This is a genomic window from Tardiphaga sp. (genome assembly GCF_028290785.1).
Classification (GTDB): Bacteria; Pseudomonadota; Alphaproteobacteria; order Rhizobiales; family Xanthobacteraceae; genus Tardiphaga.
Map to the genome: position 1 here is coordinate 1 of NZ_JAQGJD010000232.1, position 17812 is coordinate 17812.

The window sequence follows — 17812 nt, forward strand, 5'->3', positions numbered from 1 at the left end:
ACCGAATTCGAACGCGCCGTGGCGCTGGATGCCGACGAGGTCAAGGCGCGCTATTTCCTCGGCCTCGCCGCCGAGCAGGATGGCCGCGGTGCCGAAGCCGCTGCGATCTGGCGCGGCATGCTGGCGAAGTCACCGGCCGATGCGCCGTGGCGGCCCATGGTGCAGGCGGCGCTGGGACGGGTCGGCGGCGGATTGCCGGGCTTGCCCGCGCTTTCCGACGATACGATCGCGTCGGTGCAGGGCATGAAGGCCGACGACCGCAACGCCATGGTGCGCGGCATGGTGGATCGCCTTGCCAACAGGCTGAAGCAGGACGGTAACGACGTCGAGGGATGGTTGCGGCTGGTCCGTGCCTATATGGTGCTGGGAGATCGCGACAAGGCCAAGGGCGCGGTGGTGGAAGCGCGGCAGGCGGTGGCCGGCGATGCCGGCAAGCTGCAACAGTTGAACGACGGGCTGAAAAGCGCTGGCCTCGATGGATAACGCATGATGCCGAAAAATCTGCAGCGGTTTCCGGACCCCATCATGCGTCTTAAGGGACTCTCATGACGCGCAAGCAGCGACGATTGACGATGATCGGTGGCGCCCTCGTGGTGCTGGCGATGGCGGCCGGCCTGGTGCTGAACGCGCTGCGCGACTCCATCGTGTTCTTCTCGACGCCGACCATGGCGGCGGAGAAGCAGGTTCCCGTCGGCAAAAGGTTTCGTCTGGGCGGCATGGTGGAGCAGGGCTCGCTGGTGCGCGGCGACAATCTCGCCATCTCCTTCAAGGTGTCCGACGGCGGCGCGACATTGCCGGTGACCTACAAGGGCATCCTGCCGGACCTGTTCCGCGAGGGACAGGGCGTGGTTGCCGAAGGCGCGCTGGATGCGTCCGGCGTGTTCAAGGCCGACACCGTGCTCGCCAAGCACGACGAGAACTACATGCCGAAGGAAGTCGCCGACGCCCTGAAGAAGCAGGGACGCTGGCAGGAAGGCGCCGGCGGCAAGCCGGTCCCGACGCAAGGCGCGTCGAACGCGCCCGCGAGCGTGACGCGATGATCGCCGAAGCAGGCCACTACGCGCTGGTGCTGGCGCTGGCGCTGGCGCTGATCCAGTCCACGGTGCCGATCGTCGGCGCGCAACTGCGTGATCCCGCGCTAATGAATGTCGCGCGCTCCACCGCGCTGGCGCAGCTCTTGTTCGTCGGCCTGTCGTTCATGGCGCTGGTGACGTTGCACGTGCAGTCGGATTTCTCGGTTGCCAACGTGTTCGAGAACTCGCACTCGATGAAGCCGCTGCTCTACAAGATCACCGGCGTATGGGGCAACCACGAAGGCTCGATGCTGCTGTGGGTGTCGATCCTCGCGCTGTTCGGCGGCCTCGTCGCGGCATTCGGCAACAACCTGCCGCTGACGTTGCGCGCCCATGTGCTGGCGGTGCAGGGCTGGATCGCCGCGGCGTTCTATCTGTTCATCCTGATCACCTCGAATCCGTTTCTGCGCATTGCCAATCCGCCGATCGAGGGCCGCGATCTCAATCCGGTGCTGCAGGACATCGGCCTCGCGGTGCATCCGCCGATGCTCTATCTCGGCTATGTCGGCTTCTCGATTTCGTTTTCGTTCGCGGTGGCTGCGCTGATCGAAGGCCGCATCGACGCGGCCTGGGCGCGGTGGGTGCGGCCGTGGACGCTGGTGGCGTGGATCTTCCTGACGTTGGGCATCGCGATGGGCTCGTACTGGGCCTATTATGAACTCGGCTGGGGCGGCTGGTGGTTCTGGGACCCGGTCGAGAACGCATCCTTGATGCCGTGGCTCGCCGGCACGGCCTTGCTACACTCCGCGGTCGTGATGGAAAAGCGCAACGCGCTGAAAGTCTGGACCATCCTGCTGGCGATCCTGACCTTCTCGCTGTCCTTGCTCGGCACCTTCCTGGTGCGTTCCGGCGTGCTGACCTCGGTGCATGCCTTCGCCACCGATCCGACCCGCGGCGTGTTCATCCTGCTGATCCTGTGCGTGTTCATCGGCGGCAGCCTCGCGCTGTACATGTGGCGGGCGTCGGCGCTGAAGCAGGGCGGGCTGTTTGCACCGATCTCGCGCGAGGGCGCGCTGGTGCTCAACAACCTGTTCCTCACCACCGCCTGCGCCACCGTGTTCATCGGCACGCTGTATCCGCTGGCGCTGGAAGTCATCACCGGCGACAAGATCTCGGTCGGCGCGCCGTTCTTCAACCTCACCTTCGGGCCGCTGTTCGTGCCGCTGCTGCTGGCGCTGCCCTTTGGACCGCTGCTGGCCTGGAAGCGCGGCGACTTGGCCGGCGTGGCGCAGCGGCTGATGGCGGCGGGTATCGCCGCGCTTGTCGCCATCGCGCTGGTGTGGGCATGGACCTCCGGTGGTGCCGCATTGGCGCCGCTGGCGATCGGGCTTGCGGTATTCGTGATCGCAGGCGCCGTCGTCGATCTCGTCGAGCGCACCAGCCTATTCCGCGCGCCGTTCGCAACCGCATGGCGTCGCGCGCGCGGGCTGCCGCGCTCGACCTGGGGCACGGCCTTCGCCCATGCCGGCGTCGGCGTGGCGCTGATCGGCATCGTCTGCGAGACCACCTGGAACAGCGAATATATCGGCACCATGAAGCTGAACGACGTGACAAAACTGGCCGGCTACCAGCTCAGGCTCGACGACGTCACGCAGAAGCAGGGCCCGAATTTCCGCGAGATGCTGGCGCAGTTCAGCATCACCGAGAACGGCGACAAGGTTGGCGTGCTGACGCCCTCGAAGCGCACCTTCACCACGCGGCAATCCTCGACCACGGAAGCCGCCTTGCTGTCGCGCGGCGCCAGCCAGCTCTACATCTCGCTCGGCGAGACCGCCGCCGACGGCGGCATCGCGGTGCGGATCTATCACAAGCCCCTGGTGCTGCTGATCTGGTTCGGCCCGATCCTGATGGCGTTCGGCGGATTGCTGTCGCTGTCGGACAGGCGTCTGCGCGTCGGCGCGCCAAAGCCGGCCAAGGCGCCGCGCGCGCTGCAGCCGGCGGAGTGAAACATTGAAGCGTATCATTGCCAGCTTTGTGGCCATCGCACTGCTGATCGGTGCGCCCGCCTTAGCCGTGCAGCCCGACGAGATCCTGGCCAATCCCGCGCAGGAATCCCGCGCGCGCGAGTTGTCGCGCGAGTTGCGCTGCATGGTGTGCCAGAACCAGTCGATCGACGATTCCGAAGCGCCGCTGGCGCGCGACCTGCGGCTTCTGGTGCGCGAGCGCATCACCGCCGGCGATAGCAACAGCCAGGTGATGGACTTCCTGGTGGCGCGCTACGGCGAGTTCGTGCTGCTGAAGCCGCGGCTGGAGTGGCGCACGCTGCTGCTGTGGGCCCTGACGCCGCTGCTGCTGATCGGCGGCGGCGTGGCGCTGTGGCGCAACAATCGGCGGCGCGGGGCCGCGGATGACGACCACAACAATTCGGCGCTGAAGCTCACCGCCGATGAAGAAGCGCGGATCGAGCAACTGCTGGCGGCCGAGACCGCAGACGGCAAATCACCGTAGGCCCCGACCGGCGCCGCACTCATGAAGCCGGCAATGCCGCCTGAATGTTGCGGCCCGTGCGTTCGATGTGCTCGCGCAGAATCCGAACGGCATCCCGTGTGCGACGTTCGATCATCGCGTGCGCCATCGCCGTGTGCTCCGCCGGGACGTCGCGATCGGGCTGGTGCTTCTTCAGGAAAATGCGGCGATAGCGGTCGCTCTGGTCGTGCAGCGTGGCGCAGAATTGCCGCAGCAGCGGCATCTGGCACGCCGAGATCAACTCGCCATGAAAGGCGCGGTGCGCGGTTTCCCAGGCTTCCTGTTCGTCGGCGGAGCGCGAGCCGCGCTTGCAGCGGCTGAGTTGATGCAGCGTCGCCAGCACGCGGCCCTCCCACGCGATATCGCCGTGCTGGATCGCCTCCTTGACGGCGAGACTCTCCAACTCGATGCGCAGCCGGATGATCTCCGTCAGGTTGCCGGCGGAAACCGGCGTGACCCGATAGCCGCGCTGGTCGATCAGCGCAACGAGGCCGTCATTCTCCAGGCGGCACAGCGCTTCGCGCAGCGGGCTGAGGCTGACGCCGAATGCGGTGCGCAAGCGGTCGAGATTGAGCTTGCTGCCGGGCAACAACTCGCCCCGCATGATGGAGTCGCGCAGCCGCGCGACCAGCGTGGTGGACAGCGTCGTCGGGACGGGATTGGCGCTCAGGGTGCTCATGGCCGCTTTCACCGGATCTGCCCGAAACCGTACAGCGACGCCGGATTGTCCACCAGCGCAAGGCGTTGCGATGTCTCGTCCGGAAGCCACAGCGAGATCAGATCGACGAGGTCGCCGTCGTTCGGCATTGGTACCGGGCAGATCGGATGCGGCCAGTTGCTGCCCCACAGGATGCGGTCCGGGCGATGTCCGACCACCCGCGCGATCATTGGCAGCATGTCGCGGTGCGGATAGGGCTCGGCAGACAGGCGATACAGGCTGGCGAGCTTGACCCAGCAGCGGTCGGTATCGAGCAATCGCAACAGCATCCCGAAGGCTTCGGACTCGACGCCTTCGGCCGCGCTGATGCGGGCGAGATGATCGAGCACGAACGGGCTGCGAACCTCGTGCAGCAGGGGAGCGACATCGAGAAGCTCGGAGGCGCGGTGGAAGTGCAGCACCAGGTGCCAGCCGAGGTCGAGGGTCTCGTCGGCCAGACCGCGCAGGTGGTCGAACGACGCGCCGCCGCTGACCACGGTGGACATCCGGCAGCCGCGCATGCCGCGCCGGTGCATATCCTCGAGTTCGCGGCGCGGCAGCCCGGAGGGGATCACGGCGACGCCGCGCAGGGCTTGCGGATTGCGGTCGAGCGCCGCGAGGGTGGCGCGGTTGTCGGTGCCATGGGCGCCGCCGTGCACGATCACGGCCCGATCGACGCCCAGCGTCGCATGCAACTGCTGCAAATCCTCGAACGTGCAGTCTTCCGGCGTGTAGCTGCGCGCTTCGCTGAACGGAAAGATCGCCTGCGGCCCGAAGATATGCACGTGGCAATCGCAGGCGCCGCGCGGCATCGCGAAGGCCGGCCGCTTCGGATGGCGGTCCGGACCGATGCAGGGTTTGGGCGGCGTGCCCGGCGCAGGTGAACTCATCTTCGAATTCCGATCACGTGGTTCGATCGGTCATCGACCGGCCCATCGGACGATTTGACGGCAGCCAAATCTGCTGTCAACGTAAAATCGACGATATGGAAAAAATCGATGTTCCGGGAGAATCGAATGCGGCTGCTTGGTTTCGCCGTTGCGGCGGTGGCGATGACGTTTCAGATCGGGCAGGCGACGGCTGCTCCGTTTCCCGACCGCGGCGTGCGGATCGTGGTGCCATTCCCGGCCGGCGGCTCCAACGACGTCGTGGCCCGCTTGCTCGGCACCAAGCTTCAGGAGTTGTGGGGGCAGCCAGTCGTGATCGACAACCGCGGCGGTGGCGGCGGCAATATCGGCGCGGAAGCGGTGGCGCGCGCGCCGGCCGATGGCTACACGCTGCTGCTGACGGCGCCGGGGCCGCTCGCGGTCAACCAGTCGCTCTACCCGCAGCTCAACTACAATCCCGTTCAGGATTTCAAGGGCGTGGCGCTGATCGCGTCGGTGCCGATCGTGCTGGCGGTTCATCCGGGCGTCAAGGCAAACACGGTCGCCGAACTGATCGCGTTGGCGAAGGCCTCGCCCGGCAAGATGAATTTCGGCTCGTCGGGCTATGGATCGACCAACCACCTCGCCGGCGAACTGCTGAAGACCCGCGCCGGGATCGATATCGTGCACGTCCCGTATCGCGGCGCGGCGCCGGCCATGAACGACCTCCTCGGAGGACAGATCCCGATGATGTTCGACAACATGCCCGCCATACGCCCGCAGGTGCTTGGCGGAACGATCCGCGCCATCGCGGTGGCCGGCGCCAAACGCTCGCCGCTGTTTCCGGAAGTGCCGACGATGGCCGAGGCGGGAGTGCCGGGCTTCGAAGCGTCGTCCTGGTTCGGTCTGGTGGCTCCGGCCAAGACGCCGCCCGAAGTGGTCACGGCGCTGATCGAGTCGGTCGCGAAGGTTCTGAAAGATCCGGACATGGCGAAGCGACTGGCCGATGTCGGCGCGGAGCCAGGTACCTTGTCCGGCGACGCCTTCGATGCGTTCCTGCGCAGCGAGTCCGAAAAGTGGGGCGACGTGGTCAAGACGGCGGGCGTCAAGGTCGAGTAACGACAGGACATCGCTGCGACAGTTGCGGACCACGAGAAACATTCTGGGTGAGAATTTCATGACTGAACCAACGACGAAGCTCGACGAGCTGAAGGCCCGCTACGAAAGCATGATCGGCTTCACGCCGCCGAAGATCGCCAAGCGCCTCGAACTGGGCATGCGCGTGGACCCGGATCTGGTGGTGGCGCTGGAAGACTGGCGGATCGCCGCGCTGACACCGAAGGCGCTCGACCAGAAGACCGTCCAGCTGATGTCGTTCGCCATTCTGCTGGTGCAGACTTCGGAAGCCGCGGCCAATCATGCCAAGGCGGCGATCAAGGCCGGCGCCACGCTCGACGAGCTTCACGCCAGTGCGGGAATCGCCGCTTTGTTCCGCGGCGTCGCCGCGTTCAACATGGCCGGCGAAATCCTGGCCGGCCTGTTTCCGGAAACGGATCAATCGCCGAAAACCTGATGGCAGCGTCTCATTCGGGCCGCGAAAGCGGCGCGCTGCGATTGTCCCTGCGACTTCCCGCCACAGTCGATTCCCGCTGCATTACCAAACCTTAATTCCCTTGCCAGCCCGCGGTAATGTGCAATCTCCCATCTTCGGATCACACGGTGCGCATGCCCCCCGCGCCCACGTTCTGGAGATTTTCGATGACCGACCGTCCCACCGATTTCAATGAATTGCCTTCCTACCAGCCCGCTCGCCGCTCGCTGTTCTCGGCGCGTAAATTCGCGCTGATGGCGTCCGTCGTCGCCGGCCTCGGCGTCGCCGCTTACGGCCTGACGCCGTCCCACAACATTGACGTATTCACCACAACTGCGCACGCGCAGGTCGATAAGCAGGTCAAGGCGCAGGTCGCCGCCCCCGCCGGCTTTGCCGACATCGTCGAGCGCGTGAAACCGTCGGTGATCTCGGTCAAGGTCAACATCAAGGAGAAGGTCGCCTCCCGCAGCGACGACAACGGCAACAACGAGGATTCGCCGTTCCAGCCGGGCTCGCCGATGGAGCGCTTCTTCAAGCGCTTTAACGGTCCCGATGGCATGCCGCCCGGCATGCGCGGCGGTCCGCGCGGCGGACGTGGCGCGGTGACCGGGCAGGGCTCGGGCTTCTTCATCTCGGCCGACGGCTTTGCGGTCACCAACAACCATGTGGTCGATGGCGCCGACAAGGTAGAAATCACCACCGACGGCGGCAGCACCTACACCGCCAAGGTGATCGGCACCGACCCGCGCACCGACCTCGCGCTGATCAAGGTCGAGGGCGCCACCGACTTCCCGTTCGCCAAGCTCGCCGACGGCAAGCCGCGGATCGGCGACTGGGTGCTCGCAGTGGGCAACCCGTTCGGCCTCGGCGGCACCGTGACCGCCGGCATCGTCTCGGCCAGTGGCCGCGACATCGGCAGCGGTCCGTACGACGATTTCATCCAGATCGATGCGCCCGTGAACAAGGGCAACTCCGGCGGTCCGGCATTCGATACGTCGGGTGAAGTGATGGGCGTCAACACTGCGATCTATTCGCCGTCCGGCGGCAGCGTCGGCATCGCGTTCTCGATCCCGGCGTCCACGGTCAAACAGGTGATCGCGCAGCTCAAGGACAAGGGCAGCGTCAGCCGCGGCTGGATCGGCGTGCAGATCCAGCCGGTGACGCAGGACATCGCCGACAGCCTCGGCCTGAAGAAGGCCGAAGGCGCGCTGGTGGCGGAGCCGCAGTCCGACGGTCCGGCAGCCAAGGCCGGCATCCAGTCCGGCGACGTCATCACCGCGGTGAACGGCACCCCGGTGAAGGACGCCCGCGAACTCGCCCGCACCATCGGCGGCTTCGCGCCGGGCAATTCGGTGAAGATCAACGTGCTGCAGAAGGGCCAGGACAAGGTGCTCAACCTCACGCTCGGCCAGTTGCCGAACACGGTGGAGGCCAAGGCCGATGTTGACCAGGGCGACCAGAACAAGGCCACGCGCGGCACCGACGTGCCCCGGCTCGGCCTCACGGTGGCCCCGTCGGGCACCGTGGCCGGCGCCGGCAAGGACGGCGTCGTGGTGACGGAAGTCGATCCGAAGAGCCCCGCCGCGGAGCGCGGCTTCAAGGAAGGCGACGTCATTCTCGAAGTCGCCGGCAAGAATGTCGCCAGCCCGGGCGACGTGCGCGAGGCGATCGTCGCCGCGCGCAACGACAACAAGAACAGCGTGCTGATCAGGGTTCGCAGTGGCGGTTCGTCGCGCTTCGTCGCGGTGCCGCTCGCGAAAGGTTGATCCGCTAAACCGACGGGAAGTGTCGCTGGCATTGTCGCCCCCGCCGACGGCGCTTTCCCAGGGGGCGGGCCACAAGCCCGCTCCCTTCAGCTCCTCCCGGGGGAACAAACCCCCTTCCTCCGGGAGGCACAATGGGCGGTGAAGTTTCCCCCGGCTTCACCGCCTGTTTCTTTGACCGCGCGAGGCGCATTCCGCCGCCTTGCATGAGAGCCCGGTGCGCGCCATGGTGACCGAAGCCCGCAATATCAGCACTGAAACCGATTCCCGGATGCGCCTGCTCATCATCGAAGACGACCGCGAATCCGCCGACTACCTGGTCAAGGCGTTTCGCGAGGTCGGCCACATCGCCGACCACGCCAGCGATGGCGACGAGGGCTATGCGCTCGCCGAGAGCGGCGATTACGACGTGCTGGTGGTCGACCGCATGCTGCCGAAGCGCGACGGCCTGTCGGTGATCGGCGGGCTGCGCGAAAAAGGCAACCACACCCCTGCGCTGATCCTCTCCGCGCTCGGCCAGGTCGACGATCGCATCAAGGGATTGCGCGCCGGCGGTGATGATTATCTGCCGAAGCCCTACGCCTTCGCCGAACTGCTGGCCCGCGTCGAGGTGCTGTCACGGCGCAGCGGCGGCCCCGCCGAAGAAACCAGCTACCGCGTCGGCGACCTCGAACTCGACCGGCTGTCGCATCGCGTCGCCCGCGGCAGCGAAGAACTGACGCTGCAGCCGCGCGAATTTCGCCTGCTCGAATACCTGATGAAGCACGCCGGCCAGGTGGTAACCCGCACCATGCTGCTGGAAAACGTCTGGGACTATCACTTCGACCCGCAGACCAACGTCATCGACGTCCACATCTCGCGGCTGCGCAGCAAGATCGACAAGGGTTTTGAGCGCCCGCTGCTGCACACGATCCGTGGCGCCGGGTACATGATCCGGGATGGGATGAAATAGGAGGCGCGGATAGCGCACGAGGCAAGAGCGCATGGCTGCGCTTTTGGCGAGGAGAACGTAGATAGCTCAGACCTTGGTCTGAACAGTCCAGAATGATGCGTTGGTGCCTGCCAGATTGTTGTGAACCGTGCCGTCGCTTGGCGCGTGCGGGCGTAGCCTCCACGTCACTCCATTGATGTCCACTTCGATCTCGTTTGGCGAAGCCGACGTGACAGCGCCCGATGCACGGGTTTTGTCCGGGAATTCGATCGAGAGAGTGTCGCCCAGTTCGAATGCCTTGGTCGCCACGGAGATTACGCTGCCGGTCTTGAAATCGCTTCCACTGACGTAGGCGTTGTGGGTCGGCATGTTTATTTCCATTGCGTTTGGCAGCCAATAGCGGCTGCTTGTCGTGATGTTCGAACTAGTATGAGCCCGGATGGTTCCCGGATTGCATGCTTTTGCGATGTAGCCCATCCGAACAAGGGGATGCCGGCCGTTTCGTCAGGCCATCTTGCGAGCCTCGCCTCACTCCACCACCTCATATTGCCCGCGCATCACATACGCCATCGTGCGCACCCGCGCGCGCCATGCCGGAGCATCGGCGACCTGGCCGGCCGCGGGGGTGATGCGCAGCATCGCGTTCCAGGGGCGGGTGCCATAGACAATGACCTCGAATCCCTGCCGCGGGCAGCCGTCGATCGCCCGCAGCGCGCGCAGGATGATCTCCGCCATTTCGGACGGGGAGCATGTTCGCGGTCCTTCGGCGGATAGCTGGGGCTCCAGCAGATCCGGTGAGGCACCGGTCTCGACCGCCGGACCGAGGCTCGCTTCTGCCGCGGCAGCCGCGCTCGCGGCGGCCTTCGCGGGCCCGAGGTCTTCGGGCTTCCGCAGCATCCGGTCGATCAGGCCCAGAAACCCGTGGTCGTGCTCGGCTGGCTTGCTCATTCGCGCGATCCGATGTCGATGACATGATAGCTGATCAAAACGTAGTACGTCCGGTTTGTCACTACGGTGCGTTCTGGTTCAGTTGTCTCGACTGTGCCGCAGTGCGATGAGGCGGAAATCCGCAACGTCGAATATTGCCGGGGCCGGCGATTTGAGCGACTATTTGAGCCGCGACGGGATCCAATGTCGCCAGCCCGTGCTTGCCGTTGACGTCGTTCCGGCGTCGGCCAATTAACCGGCGACTGCCTTGAACGGGAGGAAACAATGCGGAATTTCATACTCGCCGCTCTCGCATTTGCAGCCGTCGGAACGGCGACCGTCATCGATACGACAGAAGCCAACGCCGTCGTCTGCGCCAGAGGCGTCTATCGGGCGGGGTGCGCCGGCTATCGCGGCGGCGTGGTGGTTCGCCGCCCCTTCGTCGCGCCGGTGGCGGCCTGCCGGTGGATCTGGGTGAATGGCGTCAGGGTCCGGCGCTGTGTCTAGCCTGAGTTAGTACTTGCACCAAAGCCGGCGATCCCAGGGTCGCCGGCTTTCGCGCGAGCGCCGGCAGCGTTGCTCCTAGGGGGCAGGGGTGGACGGTTCCTGAATTTGAGCGGAAGCATCCGCCGTCTTGCGCGAACGCGCGGCGCGCCAATCCTCGAAGCGTTGCACCACCACGAAAAACGCCGGCACGAACAGCACGGCAAGGCAGGTCGAGGCGATCATGCCGCTGAACACCGTAATGCCGATCGACTTGCGGGCGCTGGCGCCGGCGCCGGTGGCGAACACCAGCGGTGCGACGCCGAGAATGAAGGCGAACGAAGTCATCAGGATGGGACGAAACCGGGCGCGCGCCGCCTCGATCGCCGCCTCGAGCAAGGGTTTGCGGTCGCGCACGTAGTATTCGCGCGCCACCTCGACGATCAGAATGGCGTTCTTGGCCGACAGCGCGATCAGCAGGATCAGTCCGATCTGGGTGTAGAGATTGTTCTCGATCCGCAATCCGGTGAGCACCGACATCGGCCCGAGCAAAGCGAGCGGCACCGCGAGAATGATCGCGAGCGGCGCGTACCAGCTCTCGTACTGGCCGGCCAGCACCAGATAGACCAGCAGCATCGCCAGGCCGAACACGTAGTAGATCTGACTGCCGACGGCCTTTTCCTGGTAGGACATCGCCGTCCACTCATATCCCGTTCCCGGCGGCAGGGTCTTTGCGGCGATCTGCTCCATCAGCGCGATCGCCTGACCGGAACTGAATCCCTGCGCGGGAAGGCCGACCACGGTGGCCGCCGGATAGAGATTGTAGAGGCTGATCAGGGAGGGACCGACCGCCGGCGAGACCTTCGCAAAGGTGCCCAGCGGAATCATGTCGCCTTGCTGGTTGCGCACCGTCAGCGCCTCGATATCGCGCGGCAGCAGCCGAAACGGCGCGTCGGCCTGGGCGTAGATCTGGAAGGTACGGCCGAACCTGTTGAACTGGCTGACATAGGTGGAGCCGAGATAAGAGGCGAGCGTGGCAAACACCTGATCGGTCGAGACGTGCAGCGTCTGGATCTTGACCCGGTCGACCTCGACGCTGAACTGCGGGACCGTGGAGCGGAACGGCGCGGTGATCCTTTGCAGCGAACTCTGCGTGCCGGCATTGGCGACGACGGCGTTGGTGACCGCCTGCAGTTTGGCGTAGTCCGAGCTTCCATCGCGCAATTCGAGCTGCATGGCGAAGCCGGCGGCGTTGCCGATGCCCTGGATCGGCGGCGGCGGCAGCACGATGATCCGCGCCTCGGAGATGGCGGCAAGCGATGCGTTCAGGCCATAGACCAGGGATCGCAGGTTCTCGCCGGGGCCGCGGGCGTCCCAGTCCTTGAGCATGACGTAGGCCACGCCGGCATTGGCGAGACTGGCGCTGTTGTCGAGCGCGGAAATTCCGGCGATCCCGATCACCTGCGCAACCCCCGGCGTCTTGCCGGCGATCTCGCTCGCCCGGTCGAGCACCGCCTGGGTGCGCTCGAGCGACGCGCCGTCCGGAAGCTGCACCGCGGCCAGCAGATAGCCCTGATCCTCGATCGGCAGGAAGCCGGTCGGCACGCGCGACAATCCATAGCCGCCGATCCCGATCAGGATGACCGCGACCAGCGCGGCGGCGCCGCTGCGCGCCACCAGCCAGCCGATCAACGCGACATAGCCGCGCTCCAGTTTCGCATAGGCCGCGTTGAAGCCGCGATAGAACCTGTTGCGCGCCTCCGGCGGCACCGGGCGGCGGAGCCACAGCGCGCACTGGGTGGGCTTTAACGTCGCCGCATTGATCGCGCTGATCAGCGCCGTTGCGGCGATCACCAGCGCGAACTGGGCATAGATCTTTCCGGTTAGCCCAGGCAGGAACGCCGCCGGCACGAAGACCGACACCAGCACCAGGGTGATTCCGATAATCGGTCCGAACAGCTGGTCCATCGCGCTGATGGCGGCCTGCGGTCCGGACATTCCGCGCTCGATGTTGTGGGCGGCGCCTTCCACCACGACGATCGCGTCATCGACCACAATTCCGATCGCCAGCACGATGGCGAACAAGGTCGACAGGTTGACGGTGAAGCCGAGTGCCGCCATCGCTGCGAAGGCGCCGATGATGGTGACGGGAACGGTCGTTGCCGGCACCAGCATCGCGCGCCAGTCCTGCAGGAAGATCAGGATGACCACGAGCACGAGCAAAGCGGCCTCGAACAGCGTCTTGTAGACTTCATGGATCGAGGCCGACACGAATTTGGTGGTGTCGAACGGGACATCGTAGGTCAGGCCCTGCGGAAATCCGCCGGCGAGTTCGCGCATTTCTGCCTGACGACGCTCTCGACCTCGAGGGCATTGGCGCCTGGCGACTGGAATACGCCGATGCCCGTGGCGGGTTGCCGGTCGAGCGAGAAGATCTGGCTGTAGGTTTGCGCGCCCAGTTCCACCCGGCCGACGTCGCGCAAGCGGACGACGTCGCCATTGTTGCCGGTCTTGACGATGACGTCGGCAAACTGCCCGGCGTCGTCGAACCTGCCATTGACGTTCAGCGTATATTGAAAGGCCTGGCCGACCACGGTGGGGGGCATGCCGATCTGGCCCGCGGCGACTTGCTGGCTCTGTTGCTGCACCGCCTGGATGACATCCTGCGGCATCAATGCAAGGGCCTGAAGCTTGCTGGGATCGAGCCACAGGCGCATCGAGTACTGGCCGGCGCCGAACACGGTGACGTTGCCCACGCCGGGCAGCCTTGCCAGTTCGTCCTTCAGGTTGATGGTCGCATAGTTGCTCAGATAGAGGCTGTCGTAGCGCCGGTCCGGTGACGTCAGGGTCACGAACAGCAGGATCGCTGTCGAGCGCTTCTGGACATTGACGCCCTGCGTCTGCACCGCCTGCGGCAACGACGACAAGGCGCTGGACACCCGGTTCTGGACCAGGACCTGCGCGAAGTTCAGGTCGGTGCCGATCTTGAACGTGACCGTCAGCGTGTAGGCGCCGTCCGCCCCGCTGTAGGACTGCATGTACAGCATGCCTTCGACGCCGTTCACCTGTTGCTCGATCGGCAGCGCGACGGTATCGACGACCGTCTGCGCGCTGGCGCCCGGATATCGGGTCGTGACCTGAACCGTCGGCGGCACCACGTCCGGGTACTGCGCCACGGGCAGGCCGAACAGCGCTACGCCGCCGATCAACACCATCAAGATGGCGATGACATTGGCGAGAACCGGTCGCTCGATGAAGAATTTCGAGATCATCAGCGGTCCTGTTTGGCAACCCCGCGGGGCGATGGCGCGGGCTGCGGCTTCGGATCGACCTTCTGTCCGGGAATGGCGCGGAGCAGGCCCGCAGTCACCACGCGATCCTCAACCGCGAGGCCGCTTTCGATCACCCGAAGGCCGTCGTCGAGTTGGCCGATCTGGACCTTGCGTTGCTCGACGATGTTGTCGGCGTTGACGACGAGAACATAACGTCCGCCCTGGTCGGTACCGATGGCGCTGTCCGGAATCAGAAGCGCCGCGGGGTTTTCATCGAGCGGGACGCGGACGCGAAGGAAATAGCCGGGCAGCAGGATGCGGTTGGCATTGGACAGAACGCCACGAACCGCGAGCGTTCCGGTCGTCTGGTTCACCGTCGGCGCGGCATAATCAAGTTTGCCGCTGTGCGGATAGCCGGTGTCGGTTTGCAAACCGACGTCGATCGGCGTGTCTCGCAGGTCGTTCGCGGTCAAGCCGCGCTTGGCGGCGGCCGCGCGAATGCGCAGCACGTCCTGCTCGCTGACATTGAAGTTCGCATAGATGGGGTCGAGCTGCACGATGGTGGCCAGCTGGGTCGGCGATGTCACACCGACCAGTTCGCCGACCGAGACCAGATGCGCGCTCACGACGCCGTCGAACGGGGCCGTCACATTGGTATAGCCGAAATTCACCGCCGCAATTTTGGTGTTGACTTGCGCCTGTTGGTAGTTCGCCTGCGCGGTGTCGCGCGTCGCGATCGATTGTTCGAAAGTTGCCTGGGACGCAATCTGCTTGCCGGCCAGGTCGGCCTGACGCTTGTAATCGGCGTCGGCCTGTTTCTGCGTGGCCGCCGCGCCGGCCTCGGCGGCCTGCGCCTGATCCAGCTTCAACTTGTAAGTCTCCGGCTCGATGGTGAACAGCGTCGCGCCTTGTTTGACGAAAGCGCCGTCCTGATAGTCGATCGACTGCAGAACGCCCTGCACCCGCGCGACCAGATCGACCGACTTGACCGGGGCTGCGCTTCCGGTGGCTTCGAGATAGCGCGTGATCGCCTTGCGGGCCGGCGTCGCAACGCTCACTTCCGGAGGCGGCGGCGGAACGAAACTGTTTTGTTCGCAGGCCGCAAGTATCAGTAACGCTGCAACAGCGAACAAGGCGCGACCGCTTCTGGCGCCGGGATGACGACGCAACTTTGTTGTATTCCGGGAAAGCACTGCATTCATTCCATGACTCGCAAAAAGCAACAGGGAAGGGAGCGCTCGATCGAACCAATAGCACATTTTCGTTGTAGGAAAATCCGAAAGCATGCAGGATGCCGCTTTGAAAAATCTCTGCTGATCATCGCCCGGTTTCAACAGTAGCTGCCTCGGTAGCGCGTTTTTATGGGGAATTCAGATGGGCCGCAAAACCACTCGAATGACCGCGTTGAATGCGGTTTTGTTCATTTCAGCAATCGTCAGCTTCAGTCAGTCCGCCGCTGCGCAGGCGCCCACGGATGCGCAACGCAGCGCGATACGTTCGGCATGCCGCGCGGACTACGAAGTGCATTGTGCCAGCGTCCCGCCGGGCGGCGCGGCGTCGTTGCAATGTCTGCAGAAAAACATGTCGAGCCTTTCGTCGGCCTGCCAACGCGCTGTGAATGCGATTGAAAAACCGGTGGAGGCTCCTGCTGCGCCGGCGTCCAAGACGGAAGCGCCCGCGGCGGCCGAACCCGCGAAGCCCGCTGCAGCCGCGCCCGCTGCTACCAAGAGCGAGCCTGCCGCAACTGCGAAGACGACGGCTCCGGCGCCGAAGGCTGGTTCGGCAACGCCGGCCGGCAAGCCGACCGATGCGGAGGTCGCTGCGATGCGACAGGCCTGCCGCTCCGACTATCAAAAGACCTGCGCGGGTGTGCCGACCGGTGGGGCGGCGGCGTTGAGCTGCTTGGAAAAGAACAAGGCAAAGCTGTCGCCGGCCTGTCAGACGGCCGTCAGCGCCGCGGCGGGTGGCGCTGCTGCGGGTGGCGCGGCGACGGCTGCCGGGGCTGCCGCGCCTGCCGCCGCTCCGGTTCAGCCACTGGTGCTGCGCGCGATGCGGCCGCGTGAGGAGTTGTTTGTGGCGAGGTCGGCGTGCGGCGGAGATATACGAACGCTGTGTGGCGGGGTGCCGGTGGGCGGCGGTCGAATCGTGCGCTGTCTGGCAGAGCAGGCTGCTTCGTTGTCGCCTGCCTGCCAGAGTGTACTCGCAGCGTTCAGCGCTTCACGCTGAGTCAATCGCTCGCTGCGCGATATGATACAGCGTGCCCGATCATCTCGCGGGCACCCGCGGATGGCGACGGGCTATTCCGTCCGGAACGCCAGAATGAGCTGGATCAGGCGCACCGACAGCGCGAAATAGCAAAACGTCATCGCGATCTGAAAGGCCGCGTGCCAATCGAGCTTCGACAGCTTGTAGAGTCCGTCGATAAAATTCAGGACCAGCAGCGCGATCCCGAAAAGCTCGACACCTCTGCCAACCAGGCTGTGCCTGAGATAGCCGAACAGCACGATCGCAGGCTCGTTGCTCGATACGTGGGCGCCGGCTGAAACGATCAGCGTGCCGACGATGATCCTTTCGACGTGACCGAAAAGTCCGGACACGGCGCCCGCGACATGGGCGTCGTATAGTTCGTGCCATCGCTGTTTCACGTTCCCCATATCGTTCTCCGCCGGGCTCGTTCGAAAGACGATGGAATATTGTTGCAGAGAGTCGTTTCGCCGTCCAATAGACGACGAGGTGGAGGGCCGTCGAACCGCCGCCTTGCGCGCAGGTGGACAAATTTTCACTTCGGGCGACCAGGGGAAGCAGATAGACTGGGGTCATGAAGGAAATTCAGCGAATCCAAAGTGTTGCAAGATTTCGGCCGTGACGGCATTCGGTAAACTCGTCCGCACCACGGCGTTCCGGCTGACGCTGGCCTATCTGTTGCTGTTCGCGCTGTTCGCCGCGGCGCTGCTCGGCTATTTCGCCTGGAATACGCAGCGGCTGATCAACGAGCAGATCACCACCACCGTCGATGGCGAGATGAGCGAGCTCAGCGACCTGTTCGGCCGGCGCGGGCTGCGCGGCATCGTGTTCGCCATCGAGACGCGCGCGCTGCGACCCGGCGCCAATCTCTATCTCATCACCACCCCGGCGGGGCAGTCGATCGCCGGCAACGTCGCCTCGCTGGAGCCGGGCGTGATGGCGACCAGCGGCTGGTCGGAGACCGCCTATCGCCGTCTCGACGACCAGGAATCGGCCGGACACCGTGCGCTGGTGCGGGTGGAGCAATTGAGCGGCGGCTTCCGGCTGCTGATCGGCCACGATCTCGAGGAGCGCCGCCGGCTGTTCGGCATCGTTGCCAATGCCGCGCAATGGTCGGTGCTGATCGTCGTGGTGCTGGGGCTGGGCGGCGGCATCTTCGTATCGCGGCGCGTGCTGCGCCGGATCGACGCCATGACCGGCACCACGCAGACCATCATGGCCGGCGATCTGTCCGGGCGGCTGCCGGTGGGTCGCTCCGGCGACGAACTCGATCGCCTCGCGGAAAACCTCAACGCCATGCTGGAGCGCATCGAGGCGCTGATGACCGGGCTGAAGGAAGTCTCCGACAACATTGCCCACGATCTGAAGACGCCGTTGACGCGGCTGCGCAACCGCGCCGAGGAGGCGCTGGCGCGCTCCGGCAGCGAGGCCGAGTACCGCGCGGCGCTGGAGGGCACCATCGAGGAATCCGACGGGCTGATCCGCACCTTCAACGCGCT

Annotated in this window: 16 protein-coding genes and 2 pseudogenes; 11 read left to right on the forward strand and 7 right to left on the reverse strand. The window is 65.3% G+C overall.

Going from position 1 to position 17812, the window contains the following annotated elements:
- The 4 genes and pseudogenes from JWR89_RS14175 to JWR89_RS14190 form a co-directional block, all read left to right on the forward strand.
- Positions 1-483 (forward strand): annotated as a pseudogene (locus JWR89_RS14175) (c-type cytochrome biogenesis protein CcmI); the annotation flags it as partial.
- A 62-nt stretch (positions 484-545) separates the two neighbouring features.
- Positions 546-1040: a cytochrome c maturation protein CcmE gene (gene ccmE / locus JWR89_RS14180; protein ID WP_299717217.1), complete on the forward strand. Its 495-nt coding sequence runs from the start codon at positions 546-548 to the stop codon at positions 1038-1040.
- A complete protein-coding gene (locus tag JWR89_RS14185; protein ID WP_299717219.1) occupies positions 1037-3019 on the forward strand; it encodes a heme lyase CcmF/NrfE family subunit in 1983 nt (660 codons plus the stop codon). Before ccmE ends, JWR89_RS14185 begins: the two co-directional genes overlap by 4 nt.
- Before the next feature lie 4 nt (positions 3020-3023).
- Complete coding sequence (locus tag JWR89_RS14190; protein ID WP_299717221.1) at positions 3024-3521, forward strand: cytochrome c-type biogenesis protein; 498 nt, start codon at positions 3024-3026, stop codon at positions 3519-3521.
- A gap of 19 nt (positions 3522-3540) precedes the next feature.
- On the opposite strand, the gene JWR89_RS14195 is transcribed toward JWR89_RS14190, so the two are convergent.
- Positions 3541-4218, reverse strand: coding sequence for a GntR family transcriptional regulator (locus JWR89_RS14195; protein WP_299717223.1), 678 nt, complete (start codon positions 4216-4218; stop codon positions 3541-3543).
- Between the two features lie 8 nt (positions 4219-4226).
- Positions 4227-5126: an amidohydrolase family protein gene (locus tag JWR89_RS14200; protein ID WP_299717224.1), complete on the reverse strand. Its 900-nt coding sequence runs from the start codon at positions 5124-5126 to the stop codon at positions 4227-4229.
- A gap of 126 nt (positions 5127-5252) precedes the next feature.
- Here JWR89_RS14200 and JWR89_RS14205 point away from each other — a divergent pair, with 126 nt between their 5' ends.
- The 4 genes from JWR89_RS14205 (at position 5253) to JWR89_RS14220 (ending at position 9408) form a co-directional block, all read left to right on the forward strand.
- Positions 5253-6221 carry a tripartite tricarboxylate transporter substrate binding protein gene (locus tag JWR89_RS14205; protein WP_299717226.1) on the forward strand — a complete coding sequence of 323 codons (969 nt, stop codon included), beginning with the start codon at positions 5253-5255 and terminating at the stop codon, positions 6219-6221.
- Positions 6222-6279: 58 nt separating this feature from the next.
- Complete coding sequence (locus JWR89_RS14210; protein WP_299717228.1) at positions 6280-6675, forward strand: carboxymuconolactone decarboxylase family protein; 396 nt, start codon at positions 6280-6282, stop codon at positions 6673-6675.
- A gap of 185 nt (positions 6676-6860) precedes the next feature.
- Entirely contained in the window at positions 6861-8459 is a 1599-nt protein-coding gene (locus JWR89_RS14215) for a Do family serine endopeptidase (protein ID WP_299717230.1), read from the forward strand.
- Between the two features lie 268 nt (positions 8460-8727).
- Positions 8728-9408 carry a response regulator transcription factor gene (locus tag JWR89_RS14220; RefSeq protein WP_299717245.1) on the forward strand — a complete coding sequence of 227 codons (681 nt, stop codon included), beginning with the start codon at positions 8728-8730 and terminating at the stop codon, positions 9406-9408.
- 66 nt (positions 9409-9474) lie between these two features.
- On the opposite strand, the gene JWR89_RS14225 is transcribed toward JWR89_RS14220, so the two are convergent.
- Both JWR89_RS14225 and JWR89_RS14230 read right to left on the reverse strand, forming a co-directional pair.
- Positions 9475-9756 carry a hypothetical protein gene (locus tag JWR89_RS14225; protein ID WP_299717233.1) on the reverse strand — a complete coding sequence of 94 codons (282 nt, stop codon included), beginning with the start codon at positions 9754-9756 and terminating at the stop codon, positions 9475-9477.
- Between the two features lie 159 nt (positions 9757-9915).
- Positions 9916-10335 (reverse strand): hypothetical protein, encoded by a 420-nt coding sequence (locus tag JWR89_RS14230; protein WP_299717235.1) that lies wholly within the window; start codon positions 10333-10335, stop codon positions 9916-9918.
- Positions 10336-10599: 264 nt separating this feature from the next.
- Between JWR89_RS14230 and JWR89_RS14235 the strand changes: the two genes are divergently transcribed.
- Positions 10600-10821, forward strand: coding sequence for a hypothetical protein (locus tag JWR89_RS14235; protein ID WP_299717237.1), 222 nt, complete (start codon positions 10600-10602; stop codon positions 10819-10821).
- A gap of 75 nt (positions 10822-10896) precedes the next feature.
- Here JWR89_RS14235 and JWR89_RS14240 read toward each other — a convergent pair.
- A pseudogene (locus JWR89_RS14240) lies at positions 10897-14069 on the reverse strand (multidrug efflux RND transporter permease subunit).
- On the reverse strand, positions 14069-15271 hold the full coding sequence (locus JWR89_RS14245) for an efflux RND transporter periplasmic adaptor subunit (RefSeq protein ID WP_299717247.1): 1203 nt from the start codon (positions 15269-15271) through the stop codon (positions 14069-14071). The pseudogene JWR89_RS14240 and the gene JWR89_RS14245 overlap by 1 nt, the downstream one beginning before the upstream one ends.
- A 172-nt stretch (positions 15272-15443) precedes the next feature.
- On the opposite strand from JWR89_RS14245, the gene JWR89_RS14250 reads away from it, so the two are divergent.
- A complete protein-coding gene (locus tag JWR89_RS14250) occupies positions 15444-16295 on the forward strand; it encodes a cysteine rich repeat-containing protein (protein WP_299717239.1) in 852 nt (283 codons plus the stop codon).
- 71 nt (positions 16296-16366) lie between these two features.
- Here the strand turns inward: JWR89_RS14250 and JWR89_RS14255 are convergent, their stop codons facing one another.
- The gene (locus JWR89_RS14255) at positions 16367-16723 is read right to left on the reverse strand and encodes a hypothetical protein (protein WP_299717241.1); all 357 of its coding nucleotides are present in this window, start codon (positions 16721-16723) and stop codon (positions 16367-16369) included.
- A 208-nt stretch (positions 16724-16931) separates the two neighbouring features.
- Between JWR89_RS14255 and JWR89_RS14260 the strand changes: the two genes are divergently transcribed.
- Positions 16932-17812: HAMP domain-containing protein (locus JWR89_RS14260; RefSeq protein ID WP_299717243.1), on the forward strand; the 881-nt coding region annotated here is incomplete at its 3' end.